We start from the raw sequence: 19,889 nt of genomic DNA on the forward strand, positions 1-19,889 counted from the left end.
CCGTCCCCCGCGTGGTGTCTGTGCGGGGCAGGCTAGATCCCATGCGCATCTCCGCCGCCGCCGAGGCGTTCCTGGCGCACCTGGCCACGGTCCGGAGGCTGTCCCCGGCGACCGTGCGCGCTTACAGCTCGGATCTCTCTGATCTTTCCCACTCGACGGGGGACAAGCCGATCCGCGAGATCGACATCGACACCCTGCGCGAGTGGCAGTGGGCGGCGACCACCGCCGGACTGTCGAAAGCGACCGCCGCGCGCCGAACGTCAGCGGTTCGCGCGTTCCTGTCATGGGCGCACGAAGAGGGGCTCATCGACGCCGATCCTTCTCCGCGTCTCGTCGCCCCCAAAAGGGGCCGTACGTTGCCGGTGGTCGCCACGACCACGGCGCTGGAAGACGTCCTGGTCGCCGCCGAGGAGCGCGCGGCATCGGGTGACGCTGTCGAGCTCCGCGATCACGCGCTGCTCGAGATCCTCTACGGCTCCGGTGCGCGCGTGTCGGAGGTCTGCGGGTTGGACGTCGACGACATCGATCGAGACAATCGCACGTTGCGCGTCCGCGGCAAGGGCGACAAAGAGCGCGTCGTACCGTTCGGCGCCCCCGCCGACCGGGCTCTCGAGGCCTATCTCGTCCGCGGTCGGCCGGTGCTCCGCGTCCGCGGCGACGCGACGGACTCCCGGGCTGTGTTCTTCGGTGCGAAAGGCGCGCGACTGGGCCCGCGCGCCGTCCACGCGCTGGTGTCGAGAGTGGTCGCGCCCGTGGTGGGTTCCGAGGTCCTCGGCCCGCACGCGCTCCGACACTCGGCGGCGACCCATCTGCTCGACGGGGGAGCGGACCTGCGTACCGTGCAAGAAATCCTGGGACACGCGAGTCTCGGCACCACGCAGATCTACACGCATGTCTCGGGCGAGCGGCTGCGCGAGGCGTATCGCCTTGCTCATCCGCGCGCCTGACGAGGAGAAGTGCCCGCGGTGGGAGTCCCGAGTGCGCTCGCACGTGCGGCTTGGTCAGTGATCCGCCCACGCGCCCGCGGCATCCGGCGTAGCGTCTCCCTGGTCTCCGGTCGTAGCGTGGGTGGTGTGAACCGTGTCGTGACCGCTGCATCGGGCGTGGGTGCGCTGGCCATCGTCCTGTCTGCATGTGCCTTCGCGCCTCAACCGACGGTGACGCGTCTGCCCCCGGGCGTCGCGGGGTCCGCTCCCGTCCCCACGGTGACGGTGCCCGCACCCTCGGTCGTGCCTGTCGAGCCCTCGGCGACATCGGTGCCCGCGCCGTCTGCGTCCTCGAGGGAAAGCACCGCTGACGGTGACCTCGTCACCTGCGCGGAGGGGGAGTCGTACTCGATCTCCGGCAGTGAGCGGACCGTGCGGGTCGAGGGCTCGTGCGCACAGCTGTCCGTCTCCGGCAACGCGCTGACCGTCGACGCATCGGCTGCGAGCATCCAGACCCTCTCGATCGCAGGCGACCGCGTTCGCGTCGACGCTGCGGCCATCACCGCCCTCTCCGTCCAGGGCAACGACGCATCCGTGACGTCTGCCGCGGCGATCGGGAGCATCGATGTCAGCGGGGATCGCACCCAGGTGACCGCCGTCGCGGCCATCGCGTCGGTCGCGATCCGTGGGCAGGACAACGTCGTCCGCGCCGGTGGCGGCATCGGCGACACCACCATCGAGGGACGAGGCAACCAGGTGGGGTGACGTCGGCCACGTGCGGGCACTTGTGCCGTGCTCAACAGCACGGCAGAAGCACGGCACGCGGCACACCGCCTAACAAACGGAGCGGGTTGAGGTACTCGCCATCGCGCCGCACCCCGAAGTGCAGGGTCCCGGCTGAGGTATGCCCTCCCGCCGTCACAACCCCGACCGGCGCTCCCCGCTCGACGGGGTCGCCCACGGAGAGCTCTGTCACCACCGGTTCGAGGGTCGTGATCAGACCGTCACCGTGGTCGAGGGTGAGGACGGGACGGCCTGCCACCATACCGGCGAACGCCACCCGTCCTGCGGCCGGAGCGCGCACGACGTCGACGGAACCGAGATCGATACCCCGGTGCCCCGGACCGTACGTGTGCGCCGGTGCTTCGAAACGCCGGACGAGTTCGACCTCGTCGACGGGCCAGACCCATCCGCGCTGCGAGAGATCGTCGCCGTTCGCAGCCGACGGGACGGCCACCCCGACCGCCAGCACGACGGTGGCCGCGATGACGGCGATGAGGCGAGCAGCCGGACCCTTCATGTCCACAGTGTCGTCTCGTCCATCAGGCCTCGCCGTCGCGGACCGGCCGATTGTGGGCGATCCGGTCGAACACGCCGTGGGGGAGGAGACGCCGTGACGAGCGCATGAGCGGGGCGGTCCTGTACACTGACAGACGCATCTCGTGTATTCGGGATGACTCCGCGTGCCGAAAGCGCAGCGCGCCGTCCTTCGGGACAGCGCATCGCGCGGCATCCACACCCCATGGTCCTCCGCTTCGGCGGGTGGCGGGTGTGCGCCGGGCACCAGGCTCGCCGAACGACTCGTCCGGCGCGATCAACCACAACCACGGCGCGAGAGCGCCCAGAAACAGGAGTACGACCATGGCCGTCGTCACCATCCGCCAGCTGCTCGACAGCGGCGTTCACTTCGGACACCAGACCCGCCGGTGGAACCCGAAGGTGAAGCGCTTCATCCTCACCGAGCGCTCCGGCATCCACATCATCGACCTGCAGCAGTCGCTCGGGTACATCGACAAGGCGTACGAGTTCGTCAAGGAGACGGTCGCGCACGGCGGCACCATCCTCTTCGTCGGCACGAAGAAGCAGGCGCAGGAAGTCCTCGCCGAGCAGGCGACCCGCGTGGGCCAGCCCTACGTCAACCAGCGCTGGCTCGGTGGCCTCCTCACCAACTTCCAGACGGTGTCCAAGCGCCTCGCCCGCATGAAGGAGCTCGAGGAGCTCGACTACGAGAACCCGGCTGAGAGCGGCTTCACCAAGAAGGAGCTGCTGCTGAAGAAGCGCGAGCTCGACAAGCTGCACAAGTCGCTCGGTGGTATCCGCAACCTCCAGAAAACCCCCTCGGCCATCTGGGTGGTCGACGCCAAGCGCGAGCACCTCGCGGTCGACGAGGCCAAGAAGCTCGGCATCCCCGTGATCGGTATCCTCGACACGAACGCCGACCCCGACGAGTTCCAGTACCCGATCCCCGGCAACGACGACGCGATCCGCTCGGTGAGCCTGCTCACGCGCATCATCGCCGACGCCGCTGCCGAGGGCCTGATCCAGCGTCACCAGCCCGCTGGTGAGGACGAGGCCGCTGAGCCCCTCGCCGAGTGGGAGCGCGAGCTCCTCGAGTCGGCGACTCCGGAGCAGTCCTCCGCCGAGACCGAGAAGGTCGCCGACCTGGCCGAGGCTCGTGCCGAGGCGTCCGAGATCGTCGCCGACGAGCAGGCCGCCGAGGGTGAAGCCGCGACCGAGTCGGCTGACGACGCCGCCGGCGCCGAAGCACACGACGAGGCCGTCGCCGCCGCGTCGGGCGAGACGGCGACCGACGTCGCCGACGCCGAGGCCGCCGACAGCAAGTAATCGCGCGTCGCCCGCTTCACCACGTGGTGAGCGGTGCGTCACCCGCACAGGCTACGATCCGGCGGGGTCGTGACCGCACCTCCTCGCGAGATGCGGCGCCACGGCCCCGCCGAGCTTTTATCAAGAACGCATACGACAAGGAGACGCCACACCATGGCAAACTTCACGATCGCCGACATCAAGGCGCTGCGCGAGCAGCTCGGCACCGGCATGGTCGACACCAAGAAGGCCCTCGAAGAGGCGGATGGCGACGTCGAGAAGGCCGTCGAGATCCTGCGCCTGAAGGGCGCCAAGGGCAACGCCAAGCGCGCTGACCGCTCGACCAGCGAAGGCCTCGTCGTCGCTCGCGAGAACGACGGTTCCGTGACGCTGCTCGAGCTCGCGTGCGAGACCGACTTCGTCGCCAAGAACGAGCGCTTCATCGCGCTGGCGGACAAGGTCGTCGACGCGGCCGCCGCCGCCGGAGCCGACTCGGTCGAGGCCGCTCTGGCCGCTGACGCCGACGGCAAGACCGTCGAGCAGCTCATCTCCGACGAGGCCGCGATCATCGGCGAGAAGGTCGAGCTCCGTCGCGTGCGGACGATCTCCGGGGACAAGTTCGAGGTCTACCTGCACAAGACCAGCAAGGACCTTCCGCCGCAGGTCGGTGTGGTGCTCGCTTACGCGGGTGACGACGCCGAGACCGCTCGCTCGATCGCGCAGCACATCTCGTTCGCGAACCCCTCGTACCTCACCCGCGACGACGTGCCCGAGGCCGACGTCGAGAAGGAGCGCGAGATCGTCACGGAGATCTCCCGCAACGAGGGCAAGCCCGAGGCCGCCCTGCCCAAGATCGTCGAGGGGCGCGTGAACGCGTTCTTCAAGCAGGTCTCCCTGCTCGACCAGGACTACGCCAAGGACAACAAGCTGTCGGTGGCCAAGGTCGCGTCCGACGCCGGTCTCACCCTGACCGACTTCGCCCGCTTCAAGGTCGGCGCGTAAGCACTGATGAGAGGCCCGGGATGCCATGGCATCCCGGGCCTTTTTCCTGCGCGCACGACATATCGACTCGGCGGGCGGGCAGATAGTTTTGAGACGACGAGAGGACTCCACTAGTGATCGATGAAGCCACCAAGCGCCGCCGCGTCCTGCTGAAGTTGTCGGGGGAGGCGTTCGGCGGAGGCCAACTGGGCGTGAATCCTGATGTGGTCAGCCAGATCGCTCGAGAGATCGCCGAGGCGGTGGATCGTGTCGAAATCGCCATCGTGGTGGGCGGCGGCAACTTCTTCCGTGGGGCCGAGTTGAGCCAGCGCGGCATGGACCGCGGCCGGGCCGACTACATGGGCATGCTGGGCACCGTGATGAACTCGCTCGCCCTGCAGGACTTCCTCGAACAGGCCGGTGCCGCGACGCGTGTGCAGTCGGCCATCTCGATGACCCAGGTTGCGGAGCCGTACATCCCGCGCCGCGCGGTTCGTCACCTCGAGAAAGGCCGCGTCGTCATCTTCGGCGCCGGCGCAGGACTGCCGTACTTCTCCACCGATACCGTCGCCGCCCAGCGCGCGCTCGAGATCGGAGCGGTCGAGGTGCTGGTTGCCAAGAACGGCGTCGACGGGGTGTACACGGCCGACCCGCGTGTCGACCCGAACGCGACGAAGCTCGACCATCTCACCTATAACGATGCTCTCCAGAAGGGCCTGAAGGTGGTCGATTCGACCGCGTTCAGCCTGTGCATGGACAACGGCATCGACATGCGCGTGTTCGGCATGGAACCGGAAGGCAACGTGACCCGCGCGCTGCTCGGCGAGACGATGGGCACCCTCGTCACGGCATGACCCGCCGCGTGGGCCCGGGGTGCCGGGCCCACGCGCGGCTAGACTGAGACGTCAGTCCCAACGAATGGAGTCACCGTGATCGCCGATGTCCTCGCCGATGCCGGAACGCGCATGGATCGCGCCGTGGAGGCCGCCAAGGAGGACTTCGCGACCGTCCGCACCGGGCGCGCGAACCCCCAGATGTTCCAGAAGGTCCTGGTCGATTACTACGGCTCGCCCACCCCTCTTGCACAGCTCGCCTCGTTGAACAATCCGGAGGCGCGCACGCTCGTCATCAACCCGTATGACAAGTCGGCGCTCAAGGCCATCGAGCAGGCGATCCGCGACATGCCGAACCTGGGCGTGAACCCCACCAACGACGGCACCATCGTGCGCATCACCATGCCAGAACTGACCGAAGAGCGACGCAAAGAGTACGTCAAGCTCGTGCGTGGCAAGGGTGAAGACGCCAAGGTCCAGATCCGCAACCTCCGCCGCAAGGCGAAGGACGACCTCGACGCGCTCAAGAGCGATGTCGGCGAAGACGAACTCGTCCGCGCCGAGAAGGAGCTCGACGGCGTCACGCGATCGCACGTCGACCAGATCGACGAGGCGCTGAAGCGCAAAGAGGCCGAGCTCCTCGAGGTCTGACGTCGATGACCGATGACTCTGCACGCGACGACGCCGAGCCGCCCACCGGGGCGACCGGCCGTCGTCGCGGCGACGCGTCACGGCGCACTCCCGCGACCGGCGAGGCGGTGACCGCGATCGAATCGCAGTTGCGCGCCATGCGCTCGGACGCCGAGCTCCACATCGCTCAAGCTCGCGCCGAGTTCGACCAGGCGAATGAGCGGATCAAGCAGCGCACAGGGCGCGACCTGATCCTGGCGACGGCCATCGGCCTGTCGATCGGCGTGGTGGTCGTCGCCTCGCTCATCTTCTTCAAGTGGTTGTTCGTCCTTTTCGCCGCGGCAGCCGTCGGCCTCGCGCTCTTCGAGTTCTCTCGCGCGCTTCAGGCCTCCGGTCGGCGTGTCGACGTCGTGCCGCAGGTGGGGCTCGGCCTGCTTCTCCTGCTGAGTGGCTTCTTCGCCGGATTGTGGGTGCACTGGGTCGCCACCGTCGTCGCGGTGGTCGTCGTGATCGTCTGGCGTCTCGTGGCGCAGATGGTCGCTCGCGATGGGCGAACCCACGCCGAGATCCTTGGGGATGTGCTGGTCGGTGGCTTCGTCCAGCTCTACCTGCCGTTCCTCGGCAGCTTCGCGACGATCCTGCTGTCGGAGAACCGGGGCGAGTGGTGGGTCCTGGCATTCCTGATCGTCGCCGTCGTGTCCGACACCGGCGCATACGTGTCCGGCCTGACTTTCGGTCGCGGCGGACGCCATCCGATGGCACCCCGCATCAGCCCCAAGAAGACCTGGGAGGGCTTCGCGGGCGCGTGTCTGGCCGCGTTGGTCGCCGGGGTGCTGCTGGCGGTGTTCATGCTGCAGATCCCGTGGTGGGCGGGTCTCATCTTCGGCGCGGTGGTTCTGGCCACCGCCACGGTCGGCGACCTGGGTGAGTCGATGGTCAAGCGCGATCTCGGGATCAAGGACATGAGCTCCTGGCTGCCCGGCCACGGTGGGGTGCTCGACCGTCTCGACTCCATCCTGCCGTCGGCGATCGCCGCCCTTGCCATGTTCTATCTGCTTGCCCCCTTGGGAGTGTCATGACGGAAATGCCGATCGACGAGCGCCGTGAGAGCGCCCACTTCCCGGACGCCGCCGGTCGGTCGAAGGGGTACGAGAAGCGCGCCGTCGACCAGTTCCTCGCTCGCGCGCGCGAGGCGTTCGAGTCCGACGCCCCGGGCGCGCTGCGCTCGACCGAAGTGCGAGCGACGGCGTTCCCCCTCGTCCGCGGCGGCTATGCGATTGCGCCCGTCGACGCCGCCCTGGGACGGGTCGAAGACGCCTTCGCCGCACGAGAGCGGGAACACGCTCTCTCGCGACTGGGCGCGAGAGCGTGGGTCGCGGAGACGCGCGACACGGCGCAGGTCGTCCTCGATCGCCTGCAGCGTCCCCGCGGGCAGCGCTTCGAGCGCGTCGGGTTCATGCGATACGGCTATCGCTTCGACGAAGTGGACGTCGCGGCAGACAGGATCGCGCGGTATCTCGCCGCGGGTGACACGATCACCGCGGAGCAGGTCCGGTCCGTGGCGTTCCGCATGGAGCGAGGCGGCTACCGCGAGGAGCAGGTGGATGCCGTGCTCGACGCCGTCGTCGAGGTCATGCTCGCCGTCGGTTGAGCGCGACGTCGCACCCCTCGCGCCACATCGATAGACTCGGGACACTGTGACTTCCGGATCCGACCTCACACGCGTGTCCCACCGCCACGCAGCGCGCCGAGGCGCGGGCGTGGCGGATGTCGTCCCGCCCTCTCTGCCACGTCGCCGCGCACCCCGGTGGTCTCGCCGCCGCGGAGTCGTCGGCGTGTTCGCCGGCGCCGCGGCTCTGCTGTTCGCGGCGGCATACGTCGGCCCGATGGGGGTCGTGGTCTCCCGCGCGCAGGCCGAGGAGCCGAAGACGGTGACGCTGTTCGCGGAGGGGTTGAACGACACCCAGGAGGTGTCGACGACGGGCGAGCGCCAGTCGCCGGCGTTGGACCGCGCAAGCTACAACGTGTACGTGAAGCCGAAGCCCACCCCCACTCCCACCCCGACGCCGGAGGATTCCGGTTCGTCGGGCGGAGGCGGACCGCTGTTCTACACAGGTGGGGGCGCTCCAGCGGAGTGGATGTCGGCTGCGGGGATCTCCGAGGCCGACATGGGCTACGTCGATTACATCGTGAGTCGCGAGAGCGGGTGGAACCCGAACGCGACGAACCGTTCGTCCGGCGCCTGTGGTCTCGTCCAGGCCCTGCCCTGCAGCAAAGTTCCCGGAAACGGGTACGACCCCGTCGACAATCTGCGCTGGGCGACCGGCTACGCCACGGGCCGCTACGGCAGCTGGGCGGGTGCCTACGCCTTCTGGACCAGCAACCACTGGTGGTGAGCGGGACCCATGCCCCGCTCACGGAAGCGCCGCCCCGACCGGGAGCGCGACGATGACTCCCTCGATCGCCTGATCGCGGGGTGGAAGCGCACCGAGGTCAAGCGCGGGGCCGAGTGGACCGTCCAGCCCCTTTCGACGGCGCAAGCGCAAAAGGAGTATCGGTGCCCCGGTTGTGGTCGCGCGATCGAACCGGGCGTTGCACACGTGGTCGTGTGGCGCGCCGACGGCGTCTTGGGCGACCCGGCCGACCTGGCCGCGCGCCGGCACTGGCACACTCCCTGTTGGAGGATGGCGTGATGGAGATCCGCGGACCCGTATTGCTGCCCGCGCGACGCGAGGAGATCGAGCTGCAGACCGTCGACGGTCTCACCCTGGTCGGTGAGCTCGCGACGCCGGTCGATCACGAACCCGTGGCGACCCTCGTCACTCTCCACCCCCTGCCGACCGCCGGCGGCTTCATGGACTCCCACATCCTGCGCAAGGCTGCGGGTCGTCTTCCCGCGCTCGCCGACCTCGCGGTGCTGCGCTTCAACACGCGCGGAACGACGTCTCCCCGTGGGACGAGCGAGGGGAGTTTCGACGGGGGAGCGGCGGAGATCTTCGATGTTGCGGCGGCGGTCGACTTCGTGCACGAACGCGGCCTACCGCGACCCTGGCTCGTCGGATGGTCCTTCGGGACGGAGCTGGCCCTGAAGTACGGGCGGGATCACGACATCGAGGGCGTCATCCTGCTCTCTCCTCCCTTGCACCGCGCCACGGCCGAGGAGGTTGCGGCGTGGGGCGGAGATGAGCGCCGTGTCGTCGTTCTCGTGCCGGAGTTCGACGACTATCTGCGCCCCGACGAGGCGCGTGAACGCTTCGCCTCGATCCCGCACGCGACGTTGATCGCGGTGGAAGGCGGGAAGCACCTGTGGGTCGGCGAGACACAGACGCGGCGGGTGCTCACCGAGATCGTCGCCGCGGTGAATCCCGACGCTCTTCCGCTCCCGGTCGAGTGGGACGGCGACGTCGCGACCTGAGGTCAGCGTTCGTTCTGCCGCGGGATGATGACCTCGCGGTAGATGATGAGGATGCTCGCGGCCACGGGAATGGCGATCAGGGCACCGAGAAGGTTCAGCAGCGCGCCTCCCGCCAACGCCGCGATCACCACCACCGCGCCGGGCACCGACACCGCGCGGTTCATGATGCGCGGCGAGATGACGTACGCCTCCACCTGCATGTAGATCAGGTAGTAGATCAGGGCGATGAGCGCCGTCGTCGGCGAGCCCAACCCGGGGATGAGGCAGGTCAAGACGATGATCGTCGATCCCGTCAGGGTGCCGACGAGAGGGATGAGCGAGAAGAAGAACGCCACGACCGCCAGGACGGCGGGGAACGGCGCATTAATGATGGTGAGGAAGATGGCGCTGAGGATGCCGTTGATCACACCGAGGCTCACCTGACCCATGACGTAGTAGCCCACGGAGTCGGTGATCTTCTCGGCCAGTTCGATGAAGCGCGCTCGCTTGGAGGCCGGTACCAACTGGTACACCGCTGACTTCAGCGACGGCGTGGATGCGGTGAAGTAGATCGTCAGGATGAGCACGATGAACGCGCCGCCGAGGCCCGCGGCGACAGCACCGCCGACCGTAAGGAGGCTGTTGCCCACCATCGTCGAGATCGACCCCACGTCGAGGGTGGAGAACCAGTGCTGCACACCCGCCCACACCTCGTCGAGGCGGAGCCAGGGGAACGTCGTGGATGCCCAGTCCTGGACGCCGGAGACGATCTCGTTCCAGCGTCCAGGACGCAGCAGCTGCTCGATCTGCGTGACCAGCTGGGTGATCTGGCTCGCGATGATCGGCACGACCATCAGGATGATGCCGGTGAAGACGCCGAGGACTCCGATGATCGTCACCAGGACGGCGGCCCAGCGCGGGAGACCGCGCCGTTCGAGGCCCGAGACGAGAGGATCGAGGCCGAGCGACAAGAACAGCGCCGTGCCGACGTACAGCAGGATCGTCGACAGATTCTGCACGCTTCCGATGAGCAGGAGTCCGACGCCGACGCCCAACGTCGCGAGCAAGGCCACCCGGAACGGGTTGTGGATCTTCATGCCGGGAACCCCGCCTCCTCCGGCCGCGTCCGCGCCCGTCTCGCAAGGATACTGAGCGAGGGCAGACAACCGCCTCTTCCGTCCTCGCCGAGAACTTTCAGGAGTCCTCCGATAGTCTGAAACGTCGATTCTTCGGCGACCACCCGAGTCGCCGATTGGGGATGGTGCATAGCGTGAGATTCGTCTGGGCCGTGGTGGCGTTCATCATCGCCGCCGTCATGATCGGTGCGGGCATCGCCCAGCGCACCGTGTTCCAGGGTCCCGGCGAGGCGTCGCAGGTGATCCAGACCGATCAATCCACGGCTTACACGATGATCGACGGCGCCGTTCTCGGAAGCCTCCCGGGCGCGCAGACTCTTCGCGTCGAGGGCTCTTCCGACGTGTTCGTGTCCTACGGCCGCTCGGAAGACGTCCGCGCGTGGCTCTCAGACGCCGAGTACACCTCGGTCACGATGGGCGACGAGGGAGCGGTGCAGACGTCTGTCGTCGAGCCCACCGTGGCGCCCACGGCGGGCGACACGCCTGCCGCCGGCGACGGGACGGACACCACGACCCCGACGGCCACCGCGGGGGCTCGTTCACCGATCGGCTCCGATCTGTGGCTCGACGAGTTCGAGCAGTCCGGCACCCTGTCGACCACCCTTCAGCTCCCCTCCGACATGAGCCTGCTCGTGGCCTCCGACGGCGTCGCGCCGGCGCCGTCCACGATCACGGTCACGTGGCCTGTCGACAACTCCACGCCCTGGGCCGGTCCCCTCATCGTGGGCGGCGGCATCGTTCTGCTCATCGGCCTGGTGCTGTACATCCTCGGCATCCGTCACGTGCGACGCTCGCGGCGCCCCCGTCGCAAGGGCCTCCCGCTTCCCGTGACCGAACCCATCTCCATCGCCGAATCCGAAGACAAGGGCGTCATCAGCGAGTCACCGCGTCGCCGAGCGAACGGACGCGGACGGGGAGCACTCGGTTCCGGCCGTCGTGCCCTGATCGCTGTGCCGGCGCTCGGCGTGTCCGCGGTCCTGTTCGCCGGCTGCTCGGCCGACGCGTGGCCGCAGGTGGCTCCGTCCGACTCACCGAGTCCGTCGGCGACCGTGATCGTTCCGGAAGGGCAGTTCCCCCCGGCCGTGACCGAGGCGCAGGCGCAGCGGATCGTGTCCCGCATCTCCGAGACCGTCGCGCAGGCGGACGCGGCGATGGATGCCACGGCTGCCGAGTCGCGCCTCACCGGCCCCGCTCTCGCGGAACGCAAGACCAACTACACCCTGCGCGCGGCGATCCCCGACCGTCCGACTCTTCCCGCGATCCCGGCGGAGCCCGTCCAGATCACGTTGCCGCAGACCACGAACGCCTGGCCGCGTACGGTGATGACCGTCGTGGAGTCCGACGACGCGACAGCTCCCACGACGACCATCATGATGATGACGCAGGACGACCCGTGGTCGGAGTACCGCGCGTCGTACGTCGGCAATCTCGAGGCCTCCACGAACCTGCCCGAGCTCGCCGCCCCGTACGTCGGTGCCACGCAAGTTCCGCCGGACTCGTCGTTCCTGGTGATGCCGCCGAACGAGCTCGCGACCGCCTACGCCGATCTCATCAACAACGGGCAGAACAGCACCTCGTGGGCGAAGTTCGACACCGCGAACGATCTGCTGCTCCCCGCCATCGAGGACAACAAGAGCAAGCGCACCGACGAGCTGAACCAGACCGGGCAGGGCACGGCGGAGATCAGCTTCTCGGCCTCGGCGGGACCGGCCGATCCGATCGCCCTGGCGACGCTGGACACCGGTGCGATCGTCGCGGTGAACGTCTACGAGAGCGACACGGCCAAGCCGACGAACGCGGATGCCGTCATCAAGCTCGACAACAATCCCGCGGTGAAGGCTCTCACCGGTGTCGACCAGTCGGCCACGGGATTCACCACGACGTACTCCGACCAGATCTTCTTCTACGTGCCCAGCCAGGGATCGGACGACCAGATCCGTCTCCTCGGTTACCGATCCAGCCTCCTCGAAGCGAAGGTGTCCCCGTGAGCACTCCTGCCCCCGGCTCCGTCCTGCGCGGCGCTGTCGACCTGTCGTCGCTGCGTAACCGCCCCACGTCACCGGTGACCCCCTCGGCCACCGCCTCCGCTCCGGCGGGAGAGGCGTCGGCGACCCCGCTCGTCTTCGACGTGACCGATGCGACGTTCGGCGATGTCCTCGAGCTCTCTCGCACGGTGCCTGTCGTGGTGGACCTATGGGCCGAATGGTGCGGGCCGTGCAAGCAGCTCAGCCCCATCCTCGAGAAGGTCGTCACCGAGCTCGCGGGCCGCGTGGTGCTGGCGAAGGTCGACGTCGACGCCAATCCGCAGTTGGCTCAGGGCTTCCGTGCACAGTCGATTCCGATGGTGGTTGCTCTGGTGGCCGGACAGCCGGTTCCGCTGTTCACGGGCGCGGTCCCGGAGCAGCAGGTGCGCGAGGTGTTCGGGCAACTCCTGCAGCTGGCTGCTCAGCACGGTGTGACAGGCACAGTCCCCGTGGGGGAGGGCGCTCCGGATGCCGACGAACCGTCGGATCCGCCGTTGCCGCCGCTGCACGCCGAGGCCTTCGCCGCGATCGAGGAGGGCGACTACCCCCGCGCCATCTCCGCGTACGAGCGCGCACTCGCGGAGAACCCCCGCGACAGCGAGGCGGCCGCAGGGCTCGGCCAGGTACGGCTGCTGGATCGTGTGCAAGGTGCCGATCTGCAGGAGGCGCGGGCGGCGGCGGACGCGGCGCCGGGAGACGTCGACGCACAGTTCCTGGTCGCCGACCTCGATCTCGCCGGCGGGCACGTCGACGACGCTTTCGGTCGCCTGCTTGACCTCTTCGCGGCACTGCCGACGGATGAGCGACCGCGCGTGCGCGAGCGCCTCCTCGAGCTGTTCGGACTCGTCGGAGACGACGATGCTCGCGTCATCCGAGCGCGCGGGCGACTGGCGTCTCTGTTGTTCTGACGATCACGCCGATGCAGGGCAAGGAGGAAGGCCCCGTCGCGAGACGGGGCCTTCCTCCTTACCGCGAAGCGCGTCAGGCGCCTGCGGAGTGCTGCAGCCAGAGAACGCCGAGCGGGGGCAGCGTCACGACGGCGGAACCGCGAGGGTCGGTCGTGACGGCTCCGAAGTTCCCTTGACCCGACCCGCCGAACGCCTCGGCGTCGCTGTTGAGCACCTCGGTCCAGGTGCCCGACTCCGGAAGGTCGATCGGGAAGTCGGTCAGCGGCACGCCGGAGAAGTTGCACAGCACGGCGACGGTATTGCCGTGGTGATCACGTCGCGCGAAGGCCAGCACGTTCGGATTCCACGCGGGCGAGCCCAAGCGAGAGAACGCCGCGCCGTCGTGGTCGCGCGACCACAGCGGAGCCTGGTCCTTGTAGACACGGTTCAGCTCGGCGACGAACGCGTGCAGCTGGGCATGCGAGGGCTGGTCGAGCATCCACCAGTCGAGGCTGCGCCCCTCCGACCACTCCGACATCTGACCGAACTCCTGCCCCATGAACAGGAGTTGCTTGCCCGGGTGCCCCCACATGTACGCCAAGAAGGCACGCATGTTGGCGAGCTTCTGCCAGTGGTCGCCCGGCATCCGGCCGAAGAGACTGCCCTTTCCGTGCACGACCTCGTCGTGGCTGATCGGCAGGATGAAGTTCTCACTGAAGGCGTACACGAACGAGAACGACAGCTCTCCCTCGTGGTGCGATCGATACATCGGGTCCCGTGCGATGTACTGCAGTGAGTCGTTCATCCAGCCCATGTTCCACTTGAAGCCGAAGCCCAGACCGGCGTGCGAGGTGGGGGCGGTCACGCCGGGGAAGCTGGTGGACTCCTCGGCGATCATCGCGATGCCGGGGTAGCGCTTGTAGGAGGTCGCGTTCACCTCCTGAAGGAAGCGGATCGCTTCGAGGTTCTCGCGACCGCCGAATTGGTTGGGCGCCCACTCGCCGTCATTGCGGGAGTAATCCAGGTAGAGCATGGATGCCACGGCATCCACGCGCAGTCCGTCGACGTGGAACTCCTCGAACCAGTACAGCGCGTTCGCGACGAGGAAGTTGCGCACCTCGTTGCGGCCGTAGTCGAAGATGAGGGTTCCCCAGTCCTTGTGCTCTCCGCGTCTCGGGTCGGGGTGCTCGTAGAGAGCCTCACCGTCGAAACGGGCGAGGGCGAAGTCGTCTTTCGGGAAGTGTCCCGGGACCCAGTCCATGATCACGCCGATGCCCGCCTGGTGAAGGCGATCGATCAGGTACCGCAGATCGTCGGGGTCTCCGAAGCGACTGGTGGGCGCGTAGTAGCCCGACACCTGGTATCCCCACGAGCCGCCGAACGGGTGCTCCGAGAGAGGCAGGAACTCCACGTGCGTGAAGCCCTGCGCGCCGACGTAGTCGATGATCTCATCGGCTGCATCCCGGTAGGAAAGCCCCTGCTTCCAGGAGCCCAGGTGCAGTTCGTAGATCGACATGGGGCGGTCGAGAGGAGCCGTCCGCGAACGTTCTGCGATCCACTCGTCGTCGGCCCAGGCATACTCCGACTCCGTGACCACGGACGCGGTCGCCGGCGGAACCTCGGCGAGCCGGGCCATCGGGTCGGCTTTCTGCACCCAGAAACCGCCGCGGGCGAGGATCTCGAACTTGTAGCGGGAGCCCGCGCCCACGCCCGGGAGGAAGACCTCCCAGACGCCGCTGGCGCCCATGGAGCGCATCGAACTGCCGCGTCCGTCCCACCCGTTGAAATCGCCGATCACCCGGACCGCCCGGGCATTGGGCGCCCAGACGGTGAACGCGGTGCCGACAGACCCGTCGAGCTCGCGGACGTGCGCGCCCAGGACGCGCCACAGCTCCTCGTGACGTCCCTCCGCGATGAGGTGGAGGTCGAGTTCGCCCACCGACGGCACGTGCCGGTAAGCATCATCATCGGAATGCGGGACTCCGTCGTCGTACGTGACGCGGACGCGATAGGCCCCGGGGTTCTCGGGGACGGGCGCTTCCCACACCCCTTCGCGGACGTGGGCGAAGACTGCGGCCGTGCCGTCGCCGAGCTCGGCGACGACGTCTTTCGCGAGCGGGCGGCGGACGCGGATCACCCAGCCGTCCGAGCCCTCGTGGGCACCGAGGACGCTGTGCGGATCGTGGTGCGTGCCGTGGGCGACGGCATCCAGGAGCTCGGGGGGAAGGGGGCTCATCGGATCTCCTTGACGTGCAGGATGTGAACGGGTTCGTCGAACGCGTCCAGGCGCACGAAGTTGTGATCGGCCCAGGTCCAGACCTGGCCCGTCACGAGGTCTTCCACCTCGTAGGGGGCGCCGGGCTCGACGCCCCAGATCGTGGTGTCGAGGTGAACCGTGCTCTGGCGCGTCGAGTGGGGATCGACGTTGGCGACCACGATGATCGTGTCGCTCGTGCCCGTGGGGGAGAGCGCGGCATCGAGGTGCTTGGAGTACACGAGGATCGCGTCGTCGTCGCTCCAGTGCACGTCCAGGTTGCGCAGCTGCCGCAGCGCCGGATGATCGCGACGAACCCGGTTGAGAAGGCGCAGGTACGGCGCGAGGGAGTCGCCCGCCGCCTCGGCGCCGGACCAGTCGCGGATCTTGTACTCGTACTTCTCGTTGTCGATGTTCTCTTCCGAGCCGGGGCGGGCCACATTCTCATACAGCTCGTACCCCGCATAGACGCCGTAGGTGGGCGCCGCGGTCGCCGCGAGGGCGGCGCGGATCTTGTATGCGGGGCGCCCGCCGAACTGCAGATACTCGGTGAGGATGTCGGGCGTGTTGACGAAGAGGTTCGGCCTCAGGAAATCGGACGTCTCGTGTGCGAGACCGGAGAAGAACTCCGCGAGCTCTTCCTTGGTGTTGCGCCAGGTGAAGTAGGTGTAGCTCTGCTGGAAGCCCGCCATGGCGAGCCCCTGAAGCGGTGCCGGGCGCGTGAAGGCCTCGGCGAGGAACACGACATCCGGCTCCTCGGCGCTGATCGTGGCGATCAGCCACTCCCAGAACTGCAGCGGTTTGGTGTGGGGGTTGTCGACGCGGAAGATCTTCACGCCCTGCGCGATCCAGTGCCGCACGATTCGCAGGACCTCGGCGCGAATGCCGTCGGGGTCGTTGTCGAAGTTGACCGGGTAGATGTCCTGGTACTTCTTCGGCGGGTTCTCGGCGAAAGCGATGGACCCGTCGGGCAGGGTGGTGAACCACTCGGGGTGTTCGGTGACCCAGGGGTGATCGGGGGAGGCCTGCAGCGCGAGGTCCAGAGCCACCTCGATGTTGCTGTCGCGCGCCGCGTGGACGAAGCTCCGGAAGTCCTCGAGTGTGCCGAGGTCGGGGTGGACCGCGTCGTGACCGCCCGCGGCGGCACCGATCGCCCACGGTGATCCGGGGTCGCCGGGAGCGGTGACGAGGGTGTTGTTCGGTCCCTTCCGGTTGCTCTCGCCGATCGGGTGGATCGGCGGGAGGTAGAGCACGTCGAATCCCATGTCAGCCACGGCCGGAAGCCGGTCGACGGCCGTGCGGAACGTTCCGCTGATGATGCTGCCGTCTTCGGCATGCCTCGCCCCCTCGGAGCGCGGGAAGAACTCGTACCAGGCTCCGACACCGGCCCGTTCGCGCTCGACGAGCAGCTCGGATTCGCGTCCGACGGAGACGAGTCCCATGATCGGGCGTTCCGCGAACATTGCGGCGATCTCGGGGCTGCGAACGATCTCGAGCGCGACGTCGTCGTGCGTGTCGGGGTCGCGCAAGGCCCGCGCCGCGTCGTAGAGAACGTCTTTGTCGGTGCTGGGACGCTTCTTCTCACCGCGGGCGCGGTCGAACAGCTGAGCGCCCATCTCGCGCATGAGCGGAGCGTCGACGCCCGCGGCGATCTTCAGCTCGGCCGCGTGCTCCCACGTCGCGAACTCGTCCGCGAACGCCTCGAAGCGAAAGCGCCAGAGGCCCTGCTCCAGCGGAGCGACGAGCGTGGACCACCGGTCGAATCCGTCGTTCAGCGGGCTGAGACGGTGGAGCGACTCGTCGCAGGACGGCGAGAACAGCCGAACGTGCACACCGATGCGGTCGTGGCCCTCGCGGAAGGCGGTGACGGTGAACGGAACAGCCTCACCGACATACGCAGAGGGTCGAAAGCGGCCGCCGGGCACGCTGGGGTGCGGCAGGGCGAGAGGGATGCGCGGGGTCACCACGCCCTTCGCGGTCGGCGTCGGTTTGACCGGACGCTCCGGAATCGAGGCGCCGCTGCGCCAGGGACGTACGGTCGAGAGAGTCGTCGTGGTGGCCACGATCCGAACCTATCGCGGCCCACCGACCTCGCCGCATCCATTCTCCCGGCCTTGACATGGCGGTCGGGTTACTCGACGCGGAACAGCCTCATCGAGGTACCCGCGAAGGAGATCACATCCCCGGGCGAGTACGTCGCGACGTGGTGCGTGGGCGATTCTTCATCACTGGACCACAGCGAGACGAAGGTCACGTCGCCGTCGAGCGCGGGGAGTGTCACGTCGATGGGACGCTCGTCTCCGTGGACGACCAGGAGGATCCGATTGAGCGCTTCCTCCTCCGGGGTCGACGTCGCGAGGTATTGCAACGTGCGATGCGAAGGGTCGGTCCACCGCTGGCTGGACATCGTCTCGCCGTTCTCGTCGAACCAGGCCATGACGGATGCCGAAGGGATGCTCTCGCCGGCCCGAGCGAAGCGCCTCGGGCGCAGCGCGGGATTCTCACGTCGCAGGTGCAGGAGCCGTTGCGTATGGGCGAACAGATCGCTCTGCCAGGGCGCGAGGTCCCACGACAGCCAGGTCAGGGCGGAGTCGTGGCAGTACGCGTTGTTGTTTCCGCGCTGCGTCCGTCCCATCTCGTCGCCGGCCGTGATCATCGGCACCCCCGCCGAGAGGAGCAGGGTGCCCATGAGGTTGCGCATCGCCTTGCGCCGCGTCGCGAGTACGCGCTCGTCGTCGGTGCGCCCCTCGGCACCGTGGTTGAAGGATCGGTTGGTATCGGCGCCGTCGCGGTTCTGCTCTCCGTTGCCCAGATTGTGCTTGACGTCGTAGGACACGAGGTCGCGCAGGGTGAAGCCGTCGTGGGCGGTGACGAAGTTGACGCTCGCGAGAGGTCCACGCTCCTCCGAGAACGTGTTGGACGATCCCGCGAGACGCGTGGCGAAACCGCCGATCCCCACGGGAGCCGTATCCGCGCGGCGGGCGTAGTCGACGTCGCTGAGCCAGAAGTTGCGCACACGATCGCGGTAACGGTCGTTCCACTCCTGCCAGCCGTCGCCGAAGTTGCCCGTCTGCCAGCCGCCCATGCCGACATCCCACGGTTCGGCGATGAGCTTCGTCCCCGAAAGATGATCGTCGTCACGGATCGCCTGCAGCAACGGGTGCTCGGGGGTGAAGGAATGATTCGCGTCGCGACCGAGCGTCACGGCCAGATCGAACCGGAACCCGTCGATCTGCACGTCGTTCGCCCAATAGCGCAACGAGTCGAGCACGAGGCGCGCCGCGGCATCCGTCGAGGTGTTCACCGCGTTGCCGCAGCCGGTCTCATCGATGTACACGCCCTCATCGGTCTGCCGGTAGTACGAGCGGTTGTCGATACCGCGCAAGCTCGTACGCGGACCTCCGATGCCCTCTTCCGCGGTGTGGTTGTAGACCACGTCGAGGATCACCTCGAGGCCGGCCTCGTGCAGCAGCTTCACCATGCCTTTGAACTCGCGCAGGACCGCCTCGGGTCCTTCGGCACGACTGGCCGCGGTGGCGTAGGCGGCGTGCGGCGTGAAGAAGTTGAGGGAGTTGTAGCCCCAGTAGTTCGAGAGTCCGAGCTGCAGCAGTCGGGGCTCGGTCGCGAAGGCGTGGACGGGCAGCAACTCGATGCTGGTGACGCCCAGCGACTGGAAGTGGTCGATCATCGCCGGATGCGCGAGTCCCGCGTAGGTGCCGTGCAGGGCCGGGGGAACATACGGATGACGCTTGGTCAGGCCCTTCACGTGTCCCTCGTAGATCACGGTGCGATCCCACGAGACGCGGGGTTTCGCGGACGATCCCCAGTCGAATCCGCCCTCCACCACCACGGACCGCCAGTCTCCGTAGTTGCCTGATACGAGTCCGCGCGAGTAAGGCTCGATCAGAAGGCTCTGCGGGTTGAACGTGTTCCCGGGGCCGTGCGGGCCTCCCACGCGGATCGCGTACCGCGCGCCCGGTCGAAGCAGTGCCGTGGTGGCTTCGAAGAGACCGCCGCCGAGCGGGGTCATCGTCAGGGTCTCGGTCGCCCAGTCGAGGTCGACGTCGTCGAACACCAGGAGCTGCATCGCGTCGGCGTGTCCCGACCAGACGCGGAGGGTTCCCCCGTCAGGGCCGAGCCGCACCCCGAGGTCGTCGAAGGCGCTGTCGAGCAGAGCGGCGCCTGGGGCAAGGACAGTCTCGGGTCGGACCATGCGATCT

The 19,889-nt window shown here is 68.0% G+C and carries 18 protein-coding genes; 13 read left to right on the forward strand and 5 right to left on the reverse strand.

The features are described from left to right. Window positions 1-41 precede the first annotated feature (41 nt). Window positions 42-947 carry a tyrosine recombinase XerC gene (locus PIR02_15630; GenBank protein WZH36179.1) on the forward strand — a complete coding sequence of 302 codons (906 nt, stop codon included), beginning with the start codon at window positions 42-44 and terminating at the stop codon, window positions 945-947. Window positions 948-1,073: 126 nt separating this feature from the next. After that, a complete protein-coding gene (locus PIR02_15635) occupies window positions 1,074-1,691 on the forward strand; it encodes a DUF3060 domain-containing protein (protein WZH36180.1) in 618 nt (205 codons plus the stop codon). Window positions 1,692-1,722: 31 nt separating this feature from the next. Here the strand turns inward: PIR02_15635 and PIR02_15640 are convergent, their stop codons facing one another. Continuing rightward, a complete protein-coding gene (locus tag PIR02_15640; protein WZH36181.1) occupies window positions 1,723-2,226 on the reverse strand; it encodes a M23 family metallopeptidase in 504 nt (167 codons plus the stop codon). Window positions 2,227-2,567: 341 nt separating this feature from the next. On the opposite strand from PIR02_15640, the gene rpsB reads away from it, so the two are divergent. The 9 genes from rpsB (at window position 2,568) to PIR02_15685 (ending at window position 9,389) form a co-directional block, all read left to right on the forward strand. Next, a complete protein-coding gene (rpsB, locus tag PIR02_15645) occupies window positions 2,568-3,551 on the forward strand; it encodes a 30S ribosomal protein S2 (GenBank protein WZH36182.1) in 984 nt (327 codons plus the stop codon). Between the two features lie 153 nt (window positions 3,552-3,704). After that, complete coding sequence (tsf, locus tag PIR02_15650; protein WZH36183.1) at window positions 3,705-4,532, forward strand: translation elongation factor Ts; 828 nt, start codon at window positions 3,705-3,707, stop codon at window positions 4,530-4,532. Window positions 4,533-4,645: 113 nt separating this feature from the next. Further along, window positions 4,646-5,365 carry a UMP kinase gene (gene pyrH / locus PIR02_15655; GenBank protein WZH36184.1) on the forward strand — a complete coding sequence of 240 codons (720 nt, stop codon included), beginning with the start codon at window positions 4,646-4,648 and terminating at the stop codon, window positions 5,363-5,365. A gap of 75 nt (window positions 5,366-5,440) precedes the next feature. After that, a complete protein-coding gene (gene frr / locus PIR02_15660; protein WZH36185.1) occupies window positions 5,441-5,995 on the forward strand; it encodes a ribosome recycling factor in 555 nt (184 codons plus the stop codon). Window positions 5,996-6,000: 5 nt separating this feature from the next. Next, window positions 6,001-7,053 carry a phosphatidate cytidylyltransferase gene (locus tag PIR02_15665; protein ID WZH36186.1) on the forward strand — a complete coding sequence of 351 codons (1,053 nt, stop codon included), beginning with the start codon at window positions 6,001-6,003 and terminating at the stop codon, window positions 7,051-7,053. Continuing rightward, window positions 7,050-7,625, forward strand: coding sequence for a DivIVA domain-containing protein (locus tag PIR02_15670; GenBank protein WZH36187.1), 576 nt, complete (start codon window positions 7,050-7,052; stop codon window positions 7,623-7,625). Before PIR02_15665 ends, PIR02_15670 begins: the two co-directional genes overlap by 4 nt. Before the next feature lie 46 nt (window positions 7,626-7,671). Then, complete coding sequence (locus tag PIR02_15675) at window positions 7,672-8,370, forward strand: transglycosylase SLT domain-containing protein (protein WZH36188.1); 699 nt, start codon at window positions 7,672-7,674, stop codon at window positions 8,368-8,370. Window positions 8,371-8,379: 9 nt separating this feature from the next. Then, entirely contained in the window at window positions 8,380-8,667 is a 288-nt protein-coding gene (locus PIR02_15680; GenBank protein ID WZH36189.1) for a hypothetical protein, read from the forward strand. After that, a complete protein-coding gene (locus PIR02_15685) occupies window positions 8,667-9,389 on the forward strand; it encodes an alpha/beta hydrolase (GenBank protein ID WZH36190.1) in 723 nt (240 codons plus the stop codon). The genes PIR02_15680 and PIR02_15685 overlap by 1 nt, the downstream gene beginning before the upstream one ends. Window positions 9,390-9,391: 2 nt before the next feature. Here PIR02_15685 and PIR02_15690 read toward each other — a convergent pair whose 3' ends face one another. After that, on the reverse strand, window positions 9,392-10,465 hold the full coding sequence (locus PIR02_15690) for an AI-2E family transporter (protein ID WZH36191.1): 1,074 nt from the start codon (window positions 10,463-10,465) through the stop codon (window positions 9,392-9,394). A gap of 173 nt (window positions 10,466-10,638) precedes the next feature. Between PIR02_15690 and PIR02_15695 the strand changes: the two genes are divergently transcribed. Then, entirely contained in the window at window positions 10,639-12,492 is a 1,854-nt protein-coding gene (locus PIR02_15695) for a glycosyl transferase (GenBank protein ID WZH36192.1), read from the forward strand. Then, entirely contained in the window at window positions 12,489-13,436 is a 948-nt protein-coding gene (locus PIR02_15700; GenBank protein WZH36193.1) for a tetratricopeptide repeat protein, read from the forward strand. Before PIR02_15695 ends, PIR02_15700 begins: the two co-directional genes overlap by 4 nt. A 73-nt stretch (window positions 13,437-13,509) precedes the next feature. Here the strand turns inward: PIR02_15700 and glgB are convergent, their stop codons facing one another. The 3 genes from glgB to glgX all read right to left on the reverse strand — a co-directional run bounded on the left by glgB (window position 13,510) and on the right by glgX (window position 19,882). Then, window positions 13,510-15,651, reverse strand: coding sequence for a 1,4-alpha-glucan branching protein GlgB (glgB, locus tag PIR02_15705; GenBank protein ID WZH36194.1), 2,142 nt, complete (start codon window positions 15,649-15,651; stop codon window positions 13,510-13,512). Further along, window positions 15,648-17,732, reverse strand: a complete 2,085-nt coding sequence (locus tag PIR02_15710; GenBank protein ID WZH36195.1) for a DUF3416 domain-containing protein — start codon at window positions 17,730-17,732, stop codon at window positions 15,648-15,650. Before PIR02_15710 ends, glgB begins: the two co-directional genes overlap by 4 nt. Before the next feature lie 68 nt (window positions 17,733-17,800). Then, the gene (gene glgX / locus PIR02_15715; GenBank protein WZH36196.1) at window positions 17,801-19,882 is read right to left on the reverse strand and encodes a glycogen debranching protein GlgX; all 2,082 of its coding nucleotides are present in this window, start codon (window positions 19,880-19,882) and stop codon (window positions 17,801-17,803) included. Between the last annotated feature and the right edge of the window lie 7 nt (window positions 19,883-19,889).

The sequence above is a fragment of the Microbacterium enclense genome (assembly GCA_038182865.1).
Taxonomy (GTDB): Bacteria; Actinomycetota; Actinomycetes; order Actinomycetales; family Microbacteriaceae; genus Microbacterium; species Microbacterium enclense_B.

Coding starts and splice junctions, on each gene's coding strand:
- PIR02_15690 (WZH36191.1), bottom strand. CDS start 10,465: ATGAAGATCCACAACCCGTTCCGGGTGGCCTTGCTCGCGACGTTGGGC.
- glgB (WZH36194.1), bottom strand. CDS start 15,651: ATGAGCCCCCTTCCCCCCGAGCTCCTGGATGCCGTCGCCCACGGCACG.
- PIR02_15685 (WZH36190.1), top strand. CDS start 8,667: ATGGAGATCCGCGGACCCGTATTGCTGCCCGCGCGACGCGAGGAGATC.
- glgX (WZH36196.1), bottom strand. CDS start 19,882: ATGGTCCGACCCGAGACTGTCCTTGCCCCAGGCGCCGCTCTGCTCGAC.
- PIR02_15640 (WZH36181.1), bottom strand. CDS start 2,226: ATGAAGGGTCCGGCTGCTCGCCTCATCGCCGTCATCGCGGCCACCGTC.
- PIR02_15665 (WZH36186.1), top strand. CDS start 6,001: ATGACCGATGACTCTGCACGCGACGACGCCGAGCCGCCCACCGGGGCG.
- PIR02_15680 (WZH36189.1), top strand. CDS start 8,380: ATGCCCCGCTCACGGAAGCGCCGCCCCGACCGGGAGCGCGACGATGAC.
- rpsB (WZH36182.1), top strand. CDS start 2,568: ATGGCCGTCGTCACCATCCGCCAGCTGCTCGACAGCGGCGTTCACTTC.
- PIR02_15670 (WZH36187.1), top strand. CDS start 7,050: ATGACGGAAATGCCGATCGACGAGCGCCGTGAGAGCGCCCACTTCCCG.
- tsf (WZH36183.1), top strand. CDS start 3,705: ATGGCAAACTTCACGATCGCCGACATCAAGGCGCTGCGCGAGCAGCTC.
- PIR02_15630 (WZH36179.1), top strand. CDS start 42: ATGCGCATCTCCGCCGCCGCCGAGGCGTTCCTGGCGCACCTGGCCACG.